The sequence below is a fragment of the Pseudomonas sp. PAGU 2196 genome (assembly GCF_022179005.1).
In the GTDB taxonomy this organism is placed as follows: Bacteria; Pseudomonadota; Gammaproteobacteria; order Pseudomonadales; family Pseudomonadaceae; genus Aquipseudomonas; species Aquipseudomonas kermanshahensis.
Genome location: NZ_BNTL01000020.1, coordinates 146,022 through 167,061, shown reverse-complemented (window position 1 = coordinate 167,061; position 21,040 = coordinate 146,022). Strand labels below are relative to the sequence as shown.

Below are 21,040 nucleotides of genomic sequence, written 5' to 3'. Positions count from 1 at the left end.
TGAAAGCTGTGCACAGACTAACGCGTAACGTATCGAATAAAAGCGGAAAAAATTGCTTCGGATTATCGAGAAATCCGATGGATATTGTGAAAGCTTCCTATTAAGGAAACATTAACGATAGTCGGTGAGTTCAGGGTTGCCAGTGCCGGCCTCTTCGCAGCACAAGGCTACGCCTACAGGAGGAAGAGGCCGGCACTGTCGGTCAATCAACCCGCCTTGGCCTGGGTATTGGCCACTGGCTTCTTCGCGGGCTCTGATTTGACCGTGGCCTTTTTCGCTTCGACAGGCTTGTGCGCCTGTTTTGCCGCCGGCTTGTGTGCCGGGGCATGCTTGGCAGGCGCGGCTTTGGTCGCGGCAGGCTTGGCAGCAGCAGGTTTTACCGCGGCTTCCTTGGCCACAGGCGCCGGTGCAACCGGCTCTGGAGCGGCCTGTGGCGCCGGTGCCGGGGCCACTTCGTCGGCCTTGGCAATCGGCTGGGCTTTCACCTCAGGCTTGTCAGCCCCACCAAACAGGCGCTTGAAGAAACCTGGCTTGTCCTGCTTGGCCTCTTCTTTCACCGGCTCGGCCTTGGCAGGGGCTTTTTCCACCTTGTCGCTCTTTTCAGCCTTGTCAGAAGCACCACCGAACAGGTTGGAGAAGAACCCGCCCTTGTCCTTGGCCGCCGCGGCGCCTGCTGCTGCTGCTGCCACCGGTACGGCCTTGGCCGGGTCGAACGACTTGCCGGCCAGCAAGTCCTGCACCTGGCCCGCCGCGCGTTGACCGCTGCGCAGGGCGCCTTCCAAGGTGCCTGGGTAGAGGGCGTCAGTGTGCTCACCGGCGAAGCTGATGCGCTGCACCGGTCGCTCCCACAGGCGCCAGTACTTGCTGATCTGCCCTGGGCCGTAGGCCAGGTAGGCGCCACCGGTGCCAGCGTCAGTGCTGTAGCGTTTGACTTCGTAGCCGGTGAACGAACCGCGGGCCTGTGGATAAAACGCATGCAGGCGGATAAGCACTTGGTCGACCATCTGCTTGTCGCCAAACGCCTGCAGCAGGCGGGCGTTGTCGCCGGACAGGTTGATCACCACATTGGCACCACCCTTCAGCGCCGGCTCGATCCACAACATGCCCAAGCCAGCGTTACTGAAGATTTCACCGGACATACGGGCCCGGCTTTCCCACACTGGCTTGTTGAACTTGAGCATCAACTGGTCGCGCCAGCCATAGTTGGTGCCCTTGAGCGCCGCCAGGTGCTGGCTGTCCAGGCCCGGGGTCATCTGGATCTTGGCCAGGGCGCGCAGCGGCACAGCCATGACCAGGTAATCGGCCTGGTAGCCCACGCTGCCAACCTTGACGGTGACGCCGTCCTTGTCCTGCACGATGGCAGTGACCGGCGAGCTGGTCTTGATGGTCTTCAGCTGTTTGACGAACGCCTGGGCCAACACCGGGCTGCCACCGGGCAGGCGCGCGGCACGCAGATCGCGGTCGCTGACACCACGGTAAACGCGGTTCTGCTGAGCGAAATACAGCAGCGACAGGCGCGACGGCTCATCGTAACGGGTACGGATCTGCTGGTTGACCAGCTGACGCGCGGTGGCCGGCAGTTGCAGCTTGTCGAGCCAGGAAGACACGTTGATCTGATCGAGGGCGAACAGCGTGCTGGTCGCCTGGGGGTTCAGCGGGTCGTCGATCGAACGGGCCAGGTCGTCGAGGGTTTTCTCATAGCGCTTGAGCGCCTCGGCAGTGGCGGGCTGCTTGGTAGCAAGGTCCGTCGCACTGAAGTACTCACCGTCGATCAGGTAGCCTGGCGTACGCACGAACTCTGGCGCCGGCAGTGTTTCAAGTTTGAAACGGTCGAGGTACTGGTTGAGTACCGGCTGTGCCTTGGCGTTGCCGATCCACTCACTGGTGGCCAGGCCCGAGCGACCGCCCATGCCCGACTTGGCCTCCAGCAGCGTCACCTGCCAACCCTTGCTCTGCAGTTCATAGGCTGCAGTGAGGCCTGCAAGGCCCCCACCCACCACGATAGCCGTAGGTGTTTTGTCCTTTGCCAGCGCGGCACCGCTGGACACACCAATCAATACCAACGCGCACAGGCGCACCCAAGCAGCAGCCATGTCGGCGAACTCCGAGTCAGACGTTACAGAAATAATGAGAGGCAGGAATGCCCCCAGAGAGATGCGTTAAGAATACGTCAGCTCTGCCAACCCTGCCAGCACGGCGACATCAAGTCCTTTTGGCAACTGACATTTTTGCCAGTAGCCGTGTCACACGCGGGTAGGCGATGCTGGCGACAATCGCCAAAGCCCATCAGGAGGGCCTGCGCATGATCTTCGAGGAGCATTTCACCGGTGTCGTGCCACAGTTTCTCAGGTACCTGGAGCCACTGGATATGCCCTCAGGCCTGAGCATTCTCTCCAGCAGCACTTCCTGGTCGGGCTTATACGAGGCATTCAAGGGCGAGGATGGCACTGAGTTGGTGATAGGCGAACACTCTGAAGTCCAGATTGCTTTCACAGAGGAAGTCGAAAGCTTGTGGCTGGAGTACTACGTGGTGAGTGATTTTCCCTACGATAACGTGAACATGCTCTTTGATGCGCAGAACCATCATTACGACCTGCTCGCTCCGACACCTCGCAACTTCTATTGGCTCACCGTCGAAGGCAGCGGCTACCGGGACTTGAGGCCCGGCCCTATTGCCACTCAACCTTATGAACAAGTCATCGACGGCCCCTTCCGCCGCCTGACCATCTCCACCTCGCAGGCCGGCACGGTGCACATTCGTAAGCTCGAATGGACCGGTACCCGACGACATTGACCGCCAGCGGTTGTGGTGCCCTCCAGCTTTGCTTAGGCTTACGCGGTCCAAGCCAGCAGCAAAGCCAGGAGAAGTACCCATGGGCCTCAACGATCAGTGGATGCAACGTGACCTCAAGGTCCTGTGGCACCCCTGCACCCAGATGAAAGACCACGAGCAACTGCCGCTGATCCCGATCAAGCGTGGTGAAGGCGTGTGGCTGGAGGACTTCGAAGGCAAGCGCTACCTGGACGCCGTGAGCAGTTGGTGGGTTAACGTGTTCGGCCATGCCAACCCGCGCATCAACCAGCGCATCAAGGACCAGGTCGACCAGCTGGAGCACGTGATCCTGGCCGGGTTCAGCCACCAGCCGGTGATCGAGCTGTCCGAGCGCCTCGTCGCCATGACCCCAGCCGGGCTGGACCGGGTGTTCTACGCCGACAACGGCTCATCCTGCATCGAAGTCGCGTTGAAGATGAGCTTCCATTACTGGCAGAACATCGGCAAACCCGAGAAGAAGCGCTTCGTCACCCTGACCAACAGCTACCATGGCGAAACCATTGCCGCGATGTCGGTGGGCGACGTGCCGCTGTTCACCGAAACCTACAAGGCGCTGCTGCTCGACACCATCAAGGTGCCCAGCCCAGATTGCTACCTGCGCCCTGAGGGCATGGGCTGGGAAGAACACTCGCGCAACCTGTTCCAGGCCATGGAACAAACCCTGGCCGAGCACCACGCCACCATCAGTGCGGTGATCATCGAGCCGCTGATTCAGGGCGCAGGTGGCATGCGCATGTACCACCCGGTTTACCTGAAACTGCTGCGCGAAGCGTGTGACCGCTACGGCGTGCACCTGATCCACGACGAAATCGCCGTTGGCTTCGGCCGCACCGGGACGATGTTCGCCTGCGAACAGGCCAGCATCCGCCCAGACTTCCTGTGCCTGTCCAAGGCACTGACCGGGGGCTACCTGCCGCTGGCCGCGTGCCTGACCACCGATACCGTGTACCAGGCCTTCTACGACGACTACCCGACCCTGCGCGCGTTCCTCCACTCGCACAGCTACACCGGTAACCCGCTGGCCTGCGCCGCAGCGCTGGCGACCCTGGATATCTTCGAACAAGACAACGTGATCGAGGCCAACAAGGCCTTGTCCGTGCGCATGGCCACGGCCACCGCGCACCTGGCCGACCACGCGCATGTCGCCGAAATCCGCCAGACCGGCATGGCCCTGGCCATCGAGATGGTCCAGGACAAAGCCGGCAAGGTCGCCTACCCCTGGCAGGAGCGCCGTGGCCTGAAGGTCTTCGAGCACGCCCTGACCCGCGGCGCGCTGCTGCGCCCGCTGGGCAGCGTGGTGTACTTCCTGCCGCCGTATGTGATCACGCCCGAGCAGATCGACTTCCTCGCCGAGGTGGCCAGCGAAGGCATCGACATCGCCACCCGCGACAGCGTCAGCGTTGCCGTACCGGCCAACTTCCACCCCGATTTCCGCGACCCGGGCTAGGCCCGAAAGCCCGCCGCCGACCCTGTGGGAGCGGGTTTACCCGCGAATGCGATGTTGCCCCCACCTTCGCATTCGCGGGTGAACCTGCTCCCACAGGGTCACATGATCCCTTTTCGTCCGAGCTGAACCATGAGACTGTCCCGCTTCTTCATCGACGCCCCCCTGAGCCTTGGCGAGCATGACCTGCCCGAAGCCCAGGCCCACTACATCGGCCGCGTGCTGCGCATGGCCCCCGGTGACGCCGTGCAACTGTTCGACGGCAGCGGCCAGGAATACCGTGGCCAGTTGCTCGAAGTCGGCAAGAAAACCGTGCGCGTGACGCTGGACCAGGCCCTGGCTGGCCAAGCCGAATCGGCGCTGCACATCCACCTCGGCCAGGGCCTGTCCCGTGGCGAGCGCATGGATTGGGCCATTCAGAAGGCCACCGAACTGGGCGCCAACGAAATCACCCCGATCGTCAGCGAGCGCTGTGAAGTGCGCCTCAAGGACGAACGCGCCGACAAGCGCCTGGCCCACTGGCGCCAGGTGGCCATCAGTGCCTGTGAACAGTGCGGCCGGTCGAGCCTGCCGGTGATCCATCCGCCGGTGACACTGGCCGAATGGATCAAAACCACCGAAGCCGACCTGAAACTGGTCCTGCACCCGGTGGCCGAACCACTGACCAGCCACGACACACCGTCACGCCTGGCCTTCCTGATCGGCCCCGAAGGCGGCCTGAACGACGCTGAAGTCGACCAGGCCAAGGCCGCCGGCTTCCACGCCGCGCGCCTCGGCCCACGCGTGCTGCGCACCGAAACCGCGCCAGTGGTGGCGCTGTCGGTGGCACAGCAGTTGTGGGGCGATTTTTAACCCGGCGCCTAAAGTACGTAGAACGACACGGCGATGAAGTGCAGCAGGCTGCCGGCGATCACGAACAGGTGCCAGATGCCGTGCCAGTGGCGAAAGCGGCTGTCGAAGGCAAAGAAGATGATGCCCACCGTGTAGAACACCCCGCCGGCCGCCAACCAGGCGAAACCGGCGGTACCGAGGCTGCGCAGCAGCGGGTTGACCGCCACCAGGACAATCCAGCCCATCACCGCATAGATGATGATCGACAGCACCCGCGCCTCGGAGCGGGGCTTGATCTCCTGCAGCATGCCGATCACCGCCAACCCCCAGACCACCCCGAACAAACTCCAGCCCCAAGGCCCGCGCAAGCTGACCAGGCAGAACGGGGTGTAGCTGCCGGCGATCAGCAGGTAGATCGACAGGTGATCGAGCTTGCGCATGATCACCTTCGCCCGCCCACGCGTGCTGTGGTAGAGGGTGGAAATGCTGTAGAGCAGCAACAGCGTGCCGCCGTAGATGGAGAAACTGACGATCTTCCAGGGGTCGCCCTGCAGGCCCGCGACGACGATCAGCCAGATGGCACCGATGCAGGCCAGAATGGCGCCGACCAAGTGGGTCCAGGCGTTGAAGCGTTCACCGTAATACATGCAAACACAGACCTCCTGTGAGGGGCTGGGTTCCAAAAACCTGCGCGGTCCTCTGGTAATTCAACCCTTTGTAGGAGCAGCCTTGTGCTTTGATTAAGGATGCGACGACACAGTAGATCTGCGCAGCGTTTTGCGGCCTCTTCGCAGCGCAAGGCTGCTCCTACAGGGACCGCGCTATCCGCAGTCTATCCTGCGAGAGGTTGCAGATCCGCGTCACGCACCAGCCGTTCCAAGGCCACCAGGTCCGGCACCCGCGCCACCTGCTCGCCCACCTGCACCGCCGCCAGCTCCAGGCTGCCCAGCGCCACATCCACATAATTGAGCTGGCTGTCGAGCTTGCACGAGCGTGGGATGTCCTGCAGCAGCACCGCCAGGTAGCGCAGCCCGGTATCGCCAAGGGCATTGAGCACCACGATGCGCGCGCGCTCGCCACACGGGGTTTCGCCGCCGCATGCGGCCTCGAAGCCGATCAGTGGCAAACGCTGCTTGCGCCAGTCGATCCAGCCCAGGTGCCAGGTGGGCTCGCCACGCTGGCACACCAGGTTGCGCTGGCCGAACAGTTCGGCCACGGCGACATTGGGCAAGACCAAGGTACGGTCGCCCAAGGGCAACAACAGGCCGGTAAGGCTGCTGCGCTGGCCCGAGATCAGCTCAAGCATGGGTTTGGCTCCAGTGGGCAATGCTCTGCAGCAACACAGACTCCTGGTAAGGCTTGCCCAGGTATTCGTTGACACCAATGGCCATGGCCCGGTCGCGGTGCTTCTGCCCGGTGCGCGAGGTGATCATGATGATTGGCAAATCCTTCAGGCGCTCGTCACGGCGAATGCGCGTGGCCACCTCGAAACCGTCCATGCGGGGCATTTCAATGTCCAGCAGCAACACATCCGGCCGATGCTCTTCCAACTGCGCCATGGCATCGACCCCGTCCTTGGCAGTGAGCACGCTCATGCCATGACGCTCCAGCAGCCGGCTGGTGACCTTGCGCACGGTGACCGAATCGTCCACCACCATCACCAGCAGTGACCGGCGCGGCGCCGGGCCGAACAACTGCCGCTGGGCATCGCCGCCGCCCGGCAAGCGCGCCAGGCGCCGTTGCTGGCCACGCAACTGGCCCAGCAGGTCGAGAATCAACACGACCCGGCCGTCGCCCAACAAGGTCGCGCCAGACAACCCGGCGACCGCAGCGAATTGCGGGCCCAGGCTCTTCACCACGATCTCCCGGCTGGGTGACAGGCTGTCGGCCTGGATGGCGAATGACTGCTCCTGGGAATGCACCAGCAGCACCGGCAGCGGCACGCTTTGCCCAAGCAGGCTGGGCCGTGGCTGGCCTTGCAGCAATTCACCCAGGTAACGCAGGTCATAGGTGTGGCCTGCGTAGACGTAACGCGGGGCATCCAGTTGGTAGCAGGCCGCCAGCTCCGCAGGCGGCACGCGGACAATGCCTTCGATGGTATTGAGCGGGATCGCGTATTGGTCCTCGCCCAGGTGCACCATCAGCGCGCGGTTGATCGACACCGTGAACGGCAGGCGGATCAGAAAGCGTGCACCCTTGCCCTGGGCCGACTCGATGGTCATCGAGCCCCCCAGCTGCTTGACCTCTTCGTGCACCACGTCCATGCCCAGGCCACGCCCGGAAATCTGGGTGATCTTCTCGGCGGTGGAAAAGCCGGGGCGCAGAATGAACTGCAAGACCTCGTGATCGCTCAAGTGCGCCTGCGGGTCCAGCAGGCCACGCTTGATCGCCTTGCGCCGCACGGCCTCCAAGGGTACGCCGGCGCCATCGTCGGTCATCTCGATGACGATGTCGGCGCCCTCGTGCAACAGGGTCAGGTGAATCGTGCCGTGCTCCGGCTTGCCGGCAGCCAGGCGCGCTTCGCGGCTTTCCAGGCCATGGTCGACGGCGTTGCGCAGCATGTGCTCCAGGGGCGCCACCATGCGCTCGAGCACGCTGCGGTCCAGCTCACCTTCGGCGTTGCCCACCACCAGTTCAACCTGCTTGCCCAGTTCGCTGGCCACCTGCCGCACCACGCGTTGCAAGCGCGGCACCAAGCGTTCGAAGGGCACCATCAGGGTCGCGGTCAGGCCTTCCTGCAACTGGCTGTTCACCCGCGCCTGCTGCTGCAACAGGCCGTAGGCTTCCTGGGCACGCTGGGCCAGGGTTTCCTTCAGGTCGAGCAGGTCCGAGGCCGACTCGAACAGGGCCCGCGACAGCTGCTGCAGCTGCGAGTGGCGGTCCATTTCAAGGGGGTCGAAGTCGTCGTAGGCATCACTCTCGAACGGCTGCCGGCTCGAGATCCGCCCTTGGGTCTCGACATCCAGGCGCAGCAGCTGGTCACGCATGCGCTCCAGGGTGGTTTCCATTTCGTTGAGCGTGAACTGGGCGTCGTTGACCTGCTGCTCGATGCGGCCACGGATCACCGAATGCTCACCGGCCAGGTTGCCCAGGTCGTCGAGCAGTTCGGCATCGACCTTGACCATGTCGCCCGCTGCCCGCTCCGGCGCGGCAGCAGGCACTTCGAGGGCCGAAGCCTCGACAGCACCTTGGCCGGCCGCGCTGTCGGTCAGGGCCGCACTGCTGAAGTTGCGGATGTAGTCGATCAGCGCCGTGGCGGCATGCAGCGGCTGCCCCAGGCGCACCGCATCGAGCATGTGCGCCAGGCGGTCATGGCAATTCTGCAACAATGCAAACAACGGCGGGCTCGGCGGCAGGCGGCCGGCGGCGAGCAGTTCGTAAAGAAATTCCAGCTCGTGGGCCAGGTCGCCGATGGCGGCGATCTCGACCATGCGTGCACCGCCTTTGAGGGTATGCAGGTCACGCAGCAGGTTATCCACCTCGACACTGCTGCGCGGGTCGGCCTGCCAGCGCGCCAGGGCCGCAGCGGCGCTTTCGACGATGTCCGAGCTTTCTTCCAGAAAGACTTCCAGCAGCTCCTTGTCGCCTGGGCTCTCAGGCTCCTCAGTCAACGGCTCGCCCGCAGGCGGCAGTGCCAGGTTGCGCGACAGCCCTAGGCCAAGGTCCATGTCGGGGTGCAACGGGGTGACCGTATCAATGCCCACAAGGCCCGTGGCCTCAGGTGCCAAGGCCTGCGCCAAGAGGCTGCGCAAGCTGTCGACCAGCGCCGGCCTGGGTGAAATTTCCTGCCCGGCAGCCACCTCGTCGAGCATGTCCAGCAGCGCTTCATGGCCTGCCTGCGCCTGGGCGAAAAAGCGTGCGTCGGCGGCCAGGCTGCCCTCTTCCACGGCGCCATAGACGTCGAGCAGCGCCTCGCAGACATCGTCCATCTGCCACAGGTCGGCCAGGTGCGCTGCGTGGCCCAGGCTGGTCAGCTCATCGAGCAGGGTGTCCAACGCCTGGCGCTGCCCCGGCTGCTCTTGCCAGCGCGACAGCAACGACTCGGCGTCGAGCAGAATGTCCATGGCCTGGGCCAGGAAGCTGGCGGTCAATTGCGGGTCGCGCTTGTTGCGGCGCGCATGCTGCGGGTCTTCATGCAGGGTGGCCAGGCGCACATCCACCGCCTGGCCCACTTGCTCGATCAATTCGGCGGCACCCGGGATGGCCGCCAGCGGCGTGCTGTCCAGCTGTGCCAGGCCCAGGTGGAACAATGAACGCCCGGCCTCCAGCCATTCGATCTCCGCCACTTGCAGGGGCAACTGGTGGCCCTTGTACTCACGCGCCAGGCGGTCGAAAGCAGTGGCCAGTTCGGCGACTGGCATCACGCCCGCCATGGCGGCGCTGCCCTTGAGCGTGTGCAAGGCGCGTTGCAGGCTGTCGCTGACCGGCGTGTCGTGGCCGTCGGCGCCCTGCAAGAATGCCTCGAGGCTGGCCAGGTGGCCGTGTGCCTCGCTGCGGAAGATGTCCAGCAGGTGTGGATCGAGGCCATCCACCTCAGCAGCAGGTGGCGCATCGTTTTCGGCCAGGGCATGCAGATGCCCGGCCAGTTGCTCGATTTCGGTCAGCTGCGGTAACTGCCCGGCGGCAAAGTCGGCCAACAGGTCAGGCAGGTGGACGAACACTTGCTGCAAGGCGACCACCCCTTCCGGAGTGAGCACGCTTCGGCCTTCTAGCATTCGATTGAGCAGATGCTCCGCGCCCCAGGCCAGCTCGGCCACCGCCTCGGCATGCACCATGCGCCCGCTGCCCTTGAGCGTATGCAGCGCACGGCGCACTTCCAGCAGTGCCTCGCGCTGCTGGTTGTCGGCGCGCCAGCGCAGCCAGTGGCGCTCGATTTCCGGCAGCAGTTCACCGGCCTCGTCGAGGAACACGTCGCGCAGCTCGTCGTCGATGCCATCGCCGTAGTCTTGTTGGCCGAAGCCGGTTTCGCTGACCGCGCAGGCCACGCCCAGTGCCGCCAGGCTAGCGCGCGCCATTTCGATGAAGGGCTGAGCATCGGCAAGCGGGTCGGCCACCCGCCATTGCAGGTAGCATTCGGCTGCGCTCAGGGCATCGGCCAGGTGCGCCAGCTCATCGGCTGGCGGCTCGACGTCCAGGTGCTGCAACCAGCGTTGCACGTAGCTGGCGCAGCCGGCAAACACGTCGGCAGGGCCCGGCAGCATCAGCATCGCCAGCGCCCCGCGCACTTGCTGCAGCAGCCCTGGCAGCGGCTGCAGGCGCTGCCGGGGCCAGTCGGACTCCAGGCAATCACCAATCAAGTCCTTGGCCTGCTGCAGTACGGCCAGCGACTCGCTCAGCACCAACTGGCGGATCTCGGTCAGGTCTGAGCCCGGCATTCCGCCCTGCCCGCTTTCTTCCAGCGGGCCGACCATGCCATTGAGGGTCGCCTCCACATACAACAGGGCACCCGCCACATCCATCAAGACCGCGTCATCCACCGAGCCCTCGCCGGGGGCCAAGGCCTGCAGCGCCAGCACCTGGTCGATGATCACCCGCCGCGGCTGCTGGAAGCCCAGCACCGCCAGGGTGTCGGCGACATGGCGCAGCGGTGCGAGCAGGGCTTCAGACTGTTCGCTGTGCTGGCGGTCGCCGCGCACGAACTGGTCCAGGCGTTCCTTGATACGCATCAGGTCGTCGCACAGGGCGCTCACCACCGAGCGCAGGGCATCGCGGCCGGGCCCGGCCTGCATCTGTTCCCGCCAGTTGCCCAGCGACAGGTCAAGGTTGGCCAGGTCATCGGAGCCGGCAAAGCGCTGGGCAGTGCCACTGATGAGGCTGGCCTGGGCCAGGGGCTCCACGCCGCGGCAGGCGCGCAGCTGGTTGAGCAACGGCAGCATCACCAAGGGCAGGTCGTGGCGAGCGCCGCGCAGCCGTTCCAGGTACGACGGCAGTTGCTCCAGGCCACGGAACAGCGCCCCCAGGCAGTCGCCGCGCGGGCTGACCTGGCCGTCAGCCAAGGCCCGAGCGAACAGCTCCAGCTCTTCAGCCAAGCGCGTCGCACCGCGCAACTCGAGCATGCGCAGACAACCGTGCACCTGGTGCAGGTTGTCGACCACGAACGCCAGCATGGACAGATCGCCCGGCTCGCCAGCAAAGCGCTCCAGGGCCTGTCGCGCCTGGCCCAGGCAGTCGAGGATGGCGGCCTTGGTCCAGGCCAGCGCTACCGTTTCGTGACGCTCGGGGCTTACAGCGGCAGAAGCCATGGGCATTCCTCAGCGCGGCTCGGCAGGTGCCGGCAGGGTGAAACCAGAAACAGACCGGCGCATCTCGCTGGCCATGCGTGCCAGGTGGCGGATGCTGTCGGCAGTGGCGCCGGACCCAGCAGACGTCTGCGCGGTGATCTGCTGGATGACAGCCATGGTGTGGGAGATCTGCCCGGCAGAGGACGTCTGCAACTGGGCCGCGTCGGAAATACTGTGGATCAGCTCGGCCAGGTTCTGCGACACCCCTTCGATCTCCGCCAGCGCCACCCCGGCATCCTGGGCCAGGCGCGCGCCGCGCACCACTTCGGCGGTGGTCTGCTCCATGGAGATCACCGCCTCGTTGGTATCGGCCTGAATGGTGCGCACCAGCGCCTCGATCTGCCGCGTGGCCGACGACGAACGCTCGGCCAGGCGCTGCACTTCGTCGGCAACCACCGCGAAACCCCGCCCGGCTTCACCGGCCAGCGAAGCCTGGATCGCGGCGTTGAGGGCCAGGATGTTGGTTTGGTCGGCAATGTCGTCGATCAAGCTCACGATATCGCCGATCTCCTGGGACGACTCACCCAGGCGCTTGATCCGCTTGGCGGTGTCCTGGATCTGTTCGCGAATGTTGTCCATGCCGTTGATGGTGTTGTGCACCACCTCGTTGCCCTTGTTGGCGATCGCCACCGAGCGCTCGGCCACCTTGGCCGACTCATAGGCATGCGCCGACACCCGGTCGATCGATTCGACCATGTCGCCCACCGCCTCGGACGCCTCGCTGATTTGCGCGGCCTGGTGCTCGGATGCCTTGGCCAGCTGACGCGCGGTGTTCTGCGTGTCCTGCACGGCAGCGGCCACCTGCACGGCGCTGTGGTTGATCGTGGCGACCAGGTCGCGCAGTTGGTCGACGGAGTAGTTGATCGAGTCGGCGATGGCGCCGGTAAAGTCTTCGGTGACCGACACGGTGACGGTCAGGTCGCCATCGGCCAGCTCTTCGATCTCGTCGAGCAGGCGCATGATCGCCTGCTGGTTGCGTTCGTTCTTCTCTGCGGTCTCGCGCAGTTGCCGGTTGGTGGTGCGCACCATGACCAGGCCAATGAGGATGATCGAGGCCAGCGCCAGCAGGCCCAGGACGTAGCCGCCGACCGTGTCCAGGGTACGCCCGCCGGCCAGGTTCTCGAAGCCGTTGGCCAGGTGCGAGGCCTCGTCGAGCAGGGTTTGCGACAGGCTGAAGATGTTGCCTGCGGCTTCACGCACGCGGAACAGTTCGGGCGATGTTTCGAGGATTTCGTCCACCGAGCCGGCCACGAACTGGAACAGCTCGGCGATTTCAGCCAACCGCGCCCGGGCATCGGCGTCCTCGACGCGGGTCACCTGCAGCGCGGGGTTGCCGTTGAGCATGCCCTCCAACACCTGGCCAAAACGCCCGGCATCGCGGCCGAAGGCATCGGCGGCCTGGGCCGCGGTGTCGTCACCGGCCAGCACCGTGTTGACCGATCCGAGGATGCGCTCAGCCAGCAGCAACTGGCGCTGGGCGACGACCACCTGGTTGGCCGGGGCACCGCTCTGCAGCAGGATTTCGACCACTTTTTCGTATTCGACCTGCAACTGCGGCACGGTCTCAGCAAGCGTCGCCGCCACCTGGTGCAACGACAACACCGTCTGTTCGCTGGCCAGAATGGTATCGGTGTTCTTGCGCAGGTTCTCCCAGTCCTGGCGGACGGCTTCCATCTCATCACGCACCGTGGCCGGTGCCGCTGGCAGGCCGGTGGACCTGTCACCTTCGCGCAGGTAGCTCCAGCGCCGCTCGAAATCGTTGCGCGCATCCGACAGCAGCTTGAACGCCAAGGCCTTGCCCGTCGCTGCCTCGGTGGCGTTCTTGGCAATCCGCTGGGACAGCACGCGAAGCTCACCGGCATGGCCGATGTACTGTTTGTCGTAGTTGGACTGGGTGCTCAGGTAGGCGAAATTGGCGAACAACAGGATGATCGACAGGATCAGCACCAAAAACAGCACGGTGATCTGCGCGATGCTACGCGTACGCGGAGCCATGGGCGTTGCGGTAGCGCTGGTGGCAGGCTTGTTCACGTTCGCAGGTCCTATAACGCCACATCAAGAAAGCCCGGCGCCTGGGCCAGGGCGAAGGGGCTGAAGATTGCCCAATTGCGTTCACGCGGGAAGTGCCCCTGCACAAAGCGGGCTGCCGCGCGGATCAATGGCTGCGGGGGCGACAGCTCCAGGCTGCTCAGGGCAAAGTGCTGCAGCCCCAGTACTTCGTCCACCAGCAGGCCGACGAACAGGTCCTCATGGTCCAGCACCAGCACCCGCCGCTGCTTGCCGGGGGCGGCCGGGCCAAGCCCGAAGAAGCTGCTCAGGTCCATTACCGGCAGCAACCGCCCGCGCAAGTTGGCAACCCCGCAGACCCAGGGCTGAACCCCAGGAACACGGCTGCTGCGCGGTTCGCGCAGCACTTCGGCCACCTCGCCCATGGGCGCGACGAACCACTGCCCGGCGATCCGAAAGCCGATCCCGCTCCACTGTTGCAGGCGGGTGTCCTGCGGGGGCTGGTCCGCCACCAGCAGGCGGCAGCGCCGGTCGATGTCCAGCAGCAACTCGAAGGCGGTCAGCGACGCGCCATGAGGGCGGGTGGTCAAGCCCCCAGCACTTCTTTGAGCTTGGCGATCAGTGCGTCTTCTTCGACCGGTTTGGTCAGGAAGTCGCGGGCGCCCTGGCGCGTCGCCCAGATACGGTCGGTTTCCTGGTCCTTGGTGGTTACCACAATCACCGGAATGGCGCTGGTTTCCTTGTCCTTGCTCAGCTGGCGAGTGGCCTGGAAGCCGTTCATGCCGGGCATAACGATGTCCATCAGCACCGCGTCGGGCTTTTCCTGACGGGCCAGGGCCACGCCATCGCCACCGTTGTTGGCCTTGAGCACCTCGTAGCCGTGCTTTTCCAGCCATTCGGTCAATCTGTACATCTCTGTCGGCGAGTCGTCGACAATCAGAACTCGGGCCATGCTATTTCCCCATCAGGAAAGTAAGACCGCGCCATGGCGGACGCGGTCAGGGTGCGTGTTGTTGGTGTTCGGCAAAACCAGGCACATGAGCCCTGATCGCCTCGAGCAGTTCTTCTTTGCTGAATGGCTTGGTGAGGAACTGGTCGGAGCCCACCACCCGCCCGCGGGCCTTGTCGAACAGGCCGTCGCGCGACGACAGGAGGATCACCGGTATGTCCTTGAAAGCGCTGTTGTGCTTGATCACGGCGCAGGTCTGGTACCCGTCCAGGCGCGGCATCAGCACATCGACGAAGATGATGCGTGGCTGGTGATCGACGATCTTGGCCAGGGCATCGAAACCATCGCTGGCGGTAATCACCTCGCAACCCGCTTCGCCGAGCAACATCTGCGCGGTACGGCGGATCGTGCGTGAGTCGTCGATCACCATGACCTTCAGGGGTTGTTCCATCACTTGGGCTACCGTCGCTGCTCAGGCCAGAATTGCTGGGGCCGCGTTGCGACCCTTTCGCGACACAAGGCCGCTCCTACAGGTTTGCGCAGCATTGTGCCTCGCATTTTTAGCACACTCCGGGTGGCCATTCCATCTGCTGCGCCCCTTGACCATCGGCGCTCCCGGCGCCACCCTGAGCCACTTTTCTTTCGATCCATCGCGGCTGCGCGCCGCCAAGAGGAACCACCCCATGAGCGTTCGCCTCGGCATTGTCATGGACCCCATCGCGTCCATCTCCTACAAGAAGGACAGCTCGCTGGCCATGCTGCTGGCCGCCCAGGCACGCGGCTGGAGCCTGTTCTACATGGAACAGCGCGACCTGTACCAGGGCGAAGGCAAGGCCCGTGCACGCATGCGCCCACTAAACGTGTTCGCCGACCCGGCGCGCTGGTTCGAGCTGGGCGACGAGCAGGACAGCCCCCTGGCCGAGCTGGACGTGATCCTGATGCGCAAGGACCCGCCGTTCGACATGGAGTTCGTCTACAGCACCTACCTGCTGGAGCAGGCCGAGGCCGAAGGCGTGCTGGTGGTCAACCGCCCGCAGAGCCTGCGCGACTGCAACGAAAAACTGTTCGCCACGTTGTTCCCGCAGTGCACGCCACCGACCCTGGTCAGCCGCCGCCCGGACATCATTCGCGAATTCGCGGCCAAGCATGGCGACGTGATCCTCAAGCCGCTGGACGGCATGGGCGGCACTTCGATCTTCCGCCACCGGGTCGGCGACCCCAACCTGTCGGTGATCCTTGAAACCCTGACCGCCCTGGGCGCGCAGCAGATCATGGCGCAGGCCTACCTGCCAGCGATCAAGGACGGCGACAAGCGCATCCTGATGATCGACGGCGAGCCGGTCGACTACTGCCTGGCGCGCATCCCGGCCAGCGGCGAAACCCGTGGCAACCTGGCCGCTGGTGGCCGCGGCGAAGCGCGCCCGCTGACCGAACGTGACCGCTGGATCGCCGCCCAGGTCGGCCCAACCCTGCGCGCGAAAGGGCTGCTGTTCGTTGGCCTGGACGTGATTGGCGAGCACCTCACCGAAATCAACGTTACCAGCCCGACCTGTATTCGCGAGATCGACAATGCCTTCAACACCGACATCGGCGGGCAATTGATGGACGCCATTGATCGCCAGCTGAAGGCGCGCTGACCGGCAACGCGCGGCACAATCGCGGAGTGGGGTATGATACGGGTCCTTTTTACTTGGCCTGCTGCCCCGCCCCGCGGTTGCTGGATACCTGATGACGCTGCCCGCTGACATCCCCTCCGACCTGCTGCCACCGCGCGTTCGCCCGATGGACCGGCTCGGCTTTACCCTGTTCCTGGCTGTCCTGGTGCACCTGGCGCTGATCCTTGGCGTCGGTTTTACCGTGGTCAAGCCGGCTGAAATCCGCCATACCATGGACATCACCCTCGCCACTTTCAAAAGCGAGAAAGCGCCCGAGAAGGCCGATTTCCAGGCTCAAGACAACCAGCAAGGCAGCGGCACCCTGGAGAAGAAGGCGGTGCCCAAGACCACCGAACTCGCCCCCTTCCAGGACAGCAAGATCAACAAGGTCACGCCCCCGCCTGCGGCCAAGCCCGAGGTCGCACCGCCGCCCACGCCTGAGAAGTCAGCCGTGGTGACCAAAGCCGCCAAGCCTCACAAAGTCGAGCCCAAGCCCAAGGAAAGCAAGGCGCAACCAAAGCCTGCAACGCCCACGCCTGATTTTGACAGCTCGCAGTTGTCCAGCCAGATCGCCAGCCTTGAGGCAGAGCTGTCCAATGAACAGCAGCTGTATGCCAAACGCCCGCGCATCCACCGCCTCAACGCCGCCTCGACCATGCGCGACAAGGGCGCCTGGTACAAGGAAGAATGGCGCAAGAAGGTCGAGCGGGTGGGCAACCTCAATTACCCGGACGAAGCGCGGCGCCAGCAGATCTACGGCAACTTGCGCATGATGGTCTCGATCAACCGCGATGGCTCGCTGTACGAAGTGCTGGTGCTGGAATCGTCCGGGCAACCGGTGCTGGACCAGGCGGCGCAACGTATTGTGAGGCTGGCGGCGCCGTTTGCGCCGTTTACAGGGGACCTGGCTGAATTCGACCGGTTGGAGATCATCCGTACCTGGCGCTTTGCGCGTGGGGACCGGTTGTCCAGTAACTGATTTGCTGGCTGTACTGGCCTGTGTGGGAGCGGGTTTACCCGCGAAAGCGTTCGACAAGGCAACCTAATTGCCTGATCTGACGCATTCGCGGGTAAACCCGCTCCCACAGGGATCGAGTAAGCCCTTCAGAGCACCTTGTCAGCCTCGCCACCTGGCGCCACACTATCCCCCATGAAAACCCTCGCCCCGAGCTACCTCAAGCATCAGTTCCTGATCGCCATGCCGCACATGGCCGATCCGAACTTTGCCCAGACCCTCACGTACATCGTCGAGCACAACGCCAATGGCGCCATGGGCCTGGTGGTCAACCGACCGCAGGAGCTCAGCCTGGCCGACATCCTCGAACAGTTGCGCCCGGACGATGAACCCCCGGCCAGCACGCTGCACGTGCCGATCTACCAGGGCGGCCCGGTGCAAACCGATCGCGGCTTCGTGCTGCACTCCAGCGAGTGCACCTACCAGGCCACCGTCGAACTGCAGGGCCTGTCGCTGTCCACCTCGCAGGACGTTCTGTTTGCCATTGCCGAGGGCGTGGGGCCGCAAAACAGCCTGATTACCCTGGGCTACGCGGGCTGGGAAGCCGGCCAACTGGAAGCCGAGCTAGCCGACAATGCCTGGCTCAACTGCCCGTTCGACCCCGAGATCATCTTCGGCCTCGCCAGCGACCAGCGCCTGAACGCCGCCGCCGCCAGCCTGGGCATCAACCTCAGCCTGCTGACCAGCCAGGCGGGCCACGCCTGATGGCCGAGCTACGCCTGCTGCTGGGCTTTGACTACGGCACCAAACAGATCGGGGTGGCGGTTGGCCAGGTCATCACCGGCCAGGCCCGCGAGCTGTGCACCCTGAAAGCGCAGAACGGCGTGCCGGACTGGGCCCAGGTGGAAAAACTGGTCGCTGAATGGAAACCCGACGCCATCGTCGTCGGCCTGCCGCTGAACATGGACGGCACCCCCAGCGAGATGAGCGCGCGCGCCGAGAAATTCGCCCGGCGCCTGAACGGCCGCTTCAACCTGCCCGTGCACACCCACGACGAACGCCTGACCACCTTCGAGGCTAAAGGCGAACGCCTGACCCGTGGTGGCCAGCGCGGCAGCTACCGCGACAACCCGGTCGACGCCATTGCCGCCGCCCTGCTGCTGCAAGGCTGGCTGGAGGCCAATACCTGACCATCTTTGCCGCCGGGCAGAGCCGGCGGCCCCCGAGGAGCACGCAATGAGCCTACCCAATCCCGCCGATCTGATCCGGCAGATGGCTGTCGACCTTCGCGCCCACCTGGCCCGCCGTGCTATCACCGAGCCGCGCTTCATCGGCATCCGCACGGGCGGCGTCTGGGTCGCCCAGGCCCTGCAGGAAGAAATGGGCGATACCAGCCCCATGGGCACCCTGGACGTGTCGTTCTACCGCGATGACTTCAGCCAGAACGGCCTGCACCCGCAAGTACGCCCGTCTGAGCTACCGTTCGAAATCGAAGGCCAGCACCTGGTCCTCATCGACGACGTCCTGATGAGCGGTCGCACCATCCGGGCCGCGCTCAACGAGCTGTTCGATTACGGCCGCCCCGCCAGCGTCACCCTGGTCTGCCTGCTCGACCTGGATGCCGGCGAGCTGCCAATTCGCCCCAATGTGCTGGGTGCCAACCTGTCGCTGGCAGCCCATGAACGGGTAAAATTGACCGGACCCGCACCGCTCGCCCTCGAGCGCCAGGACCTCGCCTCCGCTTCCGCCCTTTAAGAGTCCCCCGCGATGACGCCAATCGACGCCAAGCGCCCGCTGCAGCTCAATGATCAGGGCCAGCTGCGCCACTTTCTCTCGCTCGACGGTTTGCCCCGCGAACTGCTGACCGAGATCCTCGACACCGCCGACTCCTTCCTGGAAGTCGGTGCCCGGGCCGTGAAAAAAGTCCCGTTGCTGCGCGGCAAGACCGTCTGCAACGTGTTCTTCGAGAACTCGACCCGTACCCGCACCACTTTCGAACTGGCCGCGCAGCGCCTGTCTGCCGACGTGATCAGCCTCAACGTGTCGACTTCCTCGACCAGCAAGGGCGAAACCCTGTTCGACACCCTGCGCAACCTGGAAGCCATGGCTGCCGACATGTTCGTCGTGCGCCACTCCGATTCGGGCGCCGCGCACTTCATCGCTGAACACGTGTGCCCGGATGTGGCCGTGATCAACGGTGGCGATGGCCGCCATGCGCACCCAACCCAAGGCATGCTCGACATGCTGACCATCCGTCGGCACAAGGGCAGCTTCGAGAACCTGTCTGTCGCCATCGTCGGCGATATCCTGCATTCGCGCGTGGCGCGGTCCGACATGCTCGCGCTCAAGGCGCTGGGCTGCCCGGACATCCGCGTGATCGGCCCGAAAACCCTGATCCCGATCGGCATCGAGCAATACGGCGTAAAGGTCTACACCGACCTCGCCGAAGGCCTGAAAGACGTCGACGTGGTGATCATGCTGCGCCTGCAGCGTGAGCGCATGGCCGGTGGCCTGCTGCCGAGCGAGGGCGAGTTCTACCGCCTGTTCGGCCTGACCACCGCACGCCTGGCCGGTGCCAAGCCCGATGCCATCGTCATGCACCCTGGCCCGATCAACCGCGGTGTGGAGATCGAATCGGCAGTGGCCGACGGCAAGCACTCGGTGATCCTCAACCAGGTGACGTACGGCATCGCCGTGCGCATGGCCGTGCTGTCCATGGCCATGAGCGGGCAAAACGCGCAACGCCAACTCGACCAGGAGAACGCCCTGTGAGCATCAGTATTCTTGGCGCCCGGGTTATCGACCCCAACAGCGGCCTGGACCAGATCACCGACCTGCACCTGGACGGCGGCCGCATTGCCGCCATCGGCGCAGCACCGGCCGGCTTCAGCGCCAGCCGCACGATCCAGGCCGATGGCCTGATTGCAGCGCCTGGCCTGGTCGACCTCGACGTCGCCCTGCGCGAGCCGGGCTACAGCCGCAAAGGCAACATCGCCAGCGAAACCCGCGCCGCCGTGGCCGGCGGTGTGACCAGCCTGTGCTGCCCGCCGCAGACCAAACCGGTGCTGGACACCTCGGCCGTGGCCGAGCTGATCCTCGACCGTGCCCGCGAAGCCGGCAACAGCAAGGTCTACCCGATCGGCGCCCTGACCAAGGGCCTGGAAGGCGAGCAACTGGCCGAGCTGGTGGCCCTGCGCGACACCGGTTGCGTGGCCTTCGGCAATGGCCTGCAGCAAATCCCCAACAACCGTACCCTGGCCCGTGCCCTGGAGTACGCCGCCACCTTCGACCTGACCGTGGTGTTCCACTCCCAGGACCGCGACCTGTCCCAGGGTGGCCTGGCCCATGAAGGCGCCATGGCCAGCTTCCTCGGCCTGCCGGGCATCCCGGAGACTGCCGAAACCGTGGCCTTGGCGCGCAACCTGCTGCTGGTCGAACAGAGCGGCGTGCGGGCGCACTTCACCCAGATCACCAGCGCCCGCGGCGCGCGCTTGATCGCCCAAGCCCAGGAACTGGGCCTGCCGGTGACCGCCGACGTGGCGCTGTACCAGCTGATTCTCACCGATGAGTCGCTGCGCGAGTTTTCCAGCCTGTACCACGTGCAGCCACCGCTGCGCACCGCCGCCGACCGCGACGGCCTGCGCGCAGCCGTCAAGTCGGGGGTGATCCAGGCGATCTCCAGCCATCACCAGCCGCACGAGCGCGATGCCAAGCTGGCGCCGTTCGGTGCCACGGAGCCGGGTATCAGCAGTGTCGAAGTGCTCCTGCCACTGGCCATGACCCTGGTCGAAGACGGCCTGCTCGACCTGCCGACCTTGCTGGCACGCTTGACCTGCGGCCCGGCTACCGCCATGCGCCTGCCGGCGGGTGAACTGAAGGTAGGTGGCGCGGCGGACCTGGTGCTGTTCGACCCGAAAGCCTCGACCGTTGCCGGCGAGCAGTGGCTGTCCCGTGGCGAGAACTGCCCGTTCATCGGCCACTGCCTGCCTGGCGCTGTGCGTTATACCTTGGTCGATGGGCACATCTGCCACGAGGCCTGACCAACCCCAGGGGCCGCTCTGCGGCCCATTCGCGGGGCAAGCCCG

General features: G+C 64.9%; 18 protein-coding genes. 10 read left to right on the top strand and 8 right to left on the bottom strand.

The genetic code is table 11. From position 1 onward, the window contains the following. Window positions 1-206: 206 nt before the first annotated feature. Window positions 207-2,093 (bottom strand): flavin monoamine oxidase family protein, encoded by a 1,887-nt coding sequence (locus MFF34_RS18255; protein ID WP_238215676.1) that lies wholly within the window; start codon window positions 2,091-2,093, stop codon window positions 207-209. Window positions 2,094-2,302: 209 nt separating this feature from the next. Between MFF34_RS18255 and MFF34_RS18250 the strand changes: the two genes are divergently transcribed. The 3 genes from MFF34_RS18250 to MFF34_RS18240 all read left to right on the top strand — a co-directional run bounded on the left by MFF34_RS18250 (window position 2,303) and on the right by MFF34_RS18240 (window position 5,129). Continuing rightward, entirely contained in the window at window positions 2,303-2,794 is a 492-nt protein-coding gene (locus MFF34_RS18250; RefSeq protein WP_238215775.1) for a hypothetical protein, read from the top strand. 79 nt (window positions 2,795-2,873) lie between these two features. Then, entirely contained in the window at window positions 2,874-4,280 is a 1,407-nt protein-coding gene (locus MFF34_RS18245) for an adenosylmethionine--8-amino-7-oxononanoate transaminase (RefSeq protein WP_238215674.1), read from the top strand. A 129-nt stretch (window positions 4,281-4,409) separates the two neighbouring features. Further along, on the top strand, window positions 4,410-5,129 hold the full coding sequence (locus MFF34_RS18240; RefSeq protein ID WP_085272272.1) for a 16S rRNA (uracil(1498)-N(3))-methyltransferase: 720 nt from the start codon (window positions 4,410-4,412) through the stop codon (window positions 5,127-5,129). Between the two features lie 8 nt (window positions 5,130-5,137). Here the strand turns inward: MFF34_RS18240 and MFF34_RS18235 are convergent, their stop codons facing one another. The 7 genes from MFF34_RS18235 to MFF34_RS18205 all read right to left on the bottom strand — a co-directional run bounded on the left by MFF34_RS18235 (window position 5,138) and on the right by MFF34_RS18205 (window position 14,796). After that, a complete protein-coding gene (locus MFF34_RS18235; RefSeq protein WP_027592440.1) occupies window positions 5,138-5,755 on the bottom strand; it encodes a hemolysin III family protein in 618 nt (205 codons plus the stop codon). A 185-nt stretch (window positions 5,756-5,940) separates the two neighbouring features. Continuing rightward, complete coding sequence (locus MFF34_RS18230) at window positions 5,941-6,414, bottom strand: chemotaxis protein CheW (RefSeq protein ID WP_238215672.1); 474 nt, start codon at window positions 6,412-6,414, stop codon at window positions 5,941-5,943. Further along, on the bottom strand, window positions 6,407-11,350 hold the full coding sequence (locus tag MFF34_RS18225) for an Hpt domain-containing protein (protein ID WP_238215670.1): 4,944 nt from the start codon (window positions 11,348-11,350) through the stop codon (window positions 6,407-6,409). Before MFF34_RS18225 ends, MFF34_RS18230 begins: the two co-directional genes overlap by 8 nt. Before the next feature lie 9 nt (window positions 11,351-11,359). Next, entirely contained in the window at window positions 11,360-13,384 is a 2,025-nt protein-coding gene (locus MFF34_RS18220) for a methyl-accepting chemotaxis protein (protein WP_238215773.1), read from the bottom strand. A gap of 47 nt (window positions 13,385-13,431) precedes the next feature. Continuing rightward, on the bottom strand, window positions 13,432-13,986 hold the full coding sequence (locus MFF34_RS18215) for a chemotaxis protein CheW (protein ID WP_027592436.1): 555 nt from the start codon (window positions 13,984-13,986) through the stop codon (window positions 13,432-13,434). After that, window positions 13,983-14,348 carry a twitching motility response regulator PilH gene (gene pilH, locus MFF34_RS18210; RefSeq protein ID WP_085272270.1) on the bottom strand — a complete coding sequence of 122 codons (366 nt, stop codon included), beginning with the start codon at window positions 14,346-14,348 and terminating at the stop codon, window positions 13,983-13,985. Before pilH ends, MFF34_RS18215 begins: the two co-directional genes overlap by 4 nt. 46 nt (window positions 14,349-14,394) lie before the next feature. After that, window positions 14,395-14,796, bottom strand: coding sequence for a PleD family two-component system response regulator (locus MFF34_RS18205; protein WP_027592434.1), 402 nt, complete (start codon window positions 14,794-14,796; stop codon window positions 14,395-14,397). 232 nt (window positions 14,797-15,028) lie between these two features. Here MFF34_RS18205 and gshB point away from each other — a divergent pair, with 232 nt between their 5' ends. From gshB to MFF34_RS18170, 7 genes are all read left to right on the top strand, one after another. After that, window positions 15,029-15,982: a glutathione synthase gene (gshB, locus tag MFF34_RS18200; RefSeq protein WP_027592433.1), complete on the top strand. Its 954-nt coding sequence runs from the start codon at window positions 15,029-15,031 to the stop codon at window positions 15,980-15,982. Window positions 15,983-16,073: 91 nt separating this feature from the next. Beyond that, window positions 16,074-16,979, top strand: coding sequence for an energy transducer TonB (locus MFF34_RS18195; RefSeq protein WP_238215668.1), 906 nt, complete (start codon window positions 16,074-16,076; stop codon window positions 16,977-16,979). A 171-nt stretch (window positions 16,980-17,150) separates the two neighbouring features. Further along, a complete protein-coding gene (locus MFF34_RS18190) occupies window positions 17,151-17,720 on the top strand; it encodes a YqgE/AlgH family protein (protein WP_027592431.1) in 570 nt (189 codons plus the stop codon). After that, on the top strand, window positions 17,720-18,145 hold the full coding sequence (gene ruvX / locus MFF34_RS18185) for a Holliday junction resolvase RuvX (RefSeq protein WP_027592430.1): 426 nt from the start codon (window positions 17,720-17,722) through the stop codon (window positions 18,143-18,145). Before MFF34_RS18190 ends, ruvX begins: the two co-directional genes overlap by 1 nt. 46 nt (window positions 18,146-18,191) lie before the next feature. Beyond that, window positions 18,192-18,710, top strand: coding sequence for a bifunctional pyr operon transcriptional regulator/uracil phosphoribosyltransferase PyrR (pyrR, locus tag MFF34_RS18180; protein WP_238215666.1), 519 nt, complete (start codon window positions 18,192-18,194; stop codon window positions 18,708-18,710). A gap of 12 nt (window positions 18,711-18,722) precedes the next feature. Next, window positions 18,723-19,727, top strand: a complete 1,005-nt coding sequence (locus MFF34_RS18175; protein WP_027592428.1) for an aspartate carbamoyltransferase catalytic subunit — start codon at window positions 18,723-18,725, stop codon at window positions 19,725-19,727. Then, on the top strand, window positions 19,724-20,995 hold the full coding sequence (locus MFF34_RS18170; protein ID WP_238215664.1) for a dihydroorotase: 1,272 nt from the start codon (window positions 19,724-19,726) through the stop codon (window positions 20,993-20,995). Before MFF34_RS18175 ends, MFF34_RS18170 begins: the two co-directional genes overlap by 4 nt. Window positions 20,996-21,040 lie beyond the last annotated feature (45 nt).

Coding starts and splice junctions, on each gene's coding strand:
- MFF34_RS18250 (WP_238215775.1), top strand. CDS start 2,303: ATGATCTTCGAGGAGCATTTCACCGGTGTCGTGCCACAGTTTCTCAGG.
- MFF34_RS18255 (WP_238215676.1), bottom strand. CDS start 2,093: ATGGCTGCTGCTTGGGTGCGCCTGTGCGCGTTGGTATTGATTGGTGTG.
- MFF34_RS18220 (WP_238215773.1), bottom strand. CDS start 13,384: ATGGCTCCGCGTACGCGTAGCATCGCGCAGATCACCGTGCTGTTTTTG.
- gshB (WP_027592433.1), top strand. CDS start 15,029: ATGAGCGTTCGCCTCGGCATTGTCATGGACCCCATCGCGTCCATCTCC.
- MFF34_RS18225 (WP_238215670.1), bottom strand. CDS start 11,350: ATGGCTTCTGCCGCTGTAAGCCCCGAGCGTCACGAAACGGTAGCGCTG.
- MFF34_RS18245 (WP_238215674.1), top strand. CDS start 2,874: ATGGGCCTCAACGATCAGTGGATGCAACGTGACCTCAAGGTCCTGTGG.
- MFF34_RS18230 (WP_238215672.1), bottom strand. CDS start 6,414: ATGCTTGAGCTGATCTCGGGCCAGCGCAGCAGCCTTACCGGCCTGTTG.
- MFF34_RS18240 (WP_085272272.1), top strand. CDS start 4,410: ATGAGACTGTCCCGCTTCTTCATCGACGCCCCCCTGAGCCTTGGCGAG.
- pilH (WP_085272270.1), bottom strand. CDS start 14,348: ATGGCCCGAGTTCTGATTGTCGACGACTCGCCGACAGAGATGTACAGA.
- MFF34_RS18205 (WP_027592434.1), bottom strand. CDS start 14,796: ATGGAACAACCCCTGAAGGTCATGGTGATCGACGACTCACGCACGATC.
- MFF34_RS18195 (WP_238215668.1), top strand. CDS start 16,074: ATGACGCTGCCCGCTGACATCCCCTCCGACCTGCTGCCACCGCGCGTT.
- pyrR (WP_238215666.1), top strand. CDS start 18,192: ATGAGCCTACCCAATCCCGCCGATCTGATCCGGCAGATGGCTGTCGAC.
- MFF34_RS18235 (WP_027592440.1), bottom strand. CDS start 5,755: ATGTATTACGGTGAACGCTTCAACGCCTGGACCCACTTGGTCGGCGCC.
- MFF34_RS18175 (WP_027592428.1), top strand. CDS start 18,723: ATGACGCCAATCGACGCCAAGCGCCCGCTGCAGCTCAATGATCAGGGC.
- ruvX (WP_027592430.1), top strand. CDS start 17,720: ATGGCCGAGCTACGCCTGCTGCTGGGCTTTGACTACGGCACCAAACAG.
- MFF34_RS18190 (WP_027592431.1), top strand. CDS start 17,151: ATGAAAACCCTCGCCCCGAGCTACCTCAAGCATCAGTTCCTGATCGCC.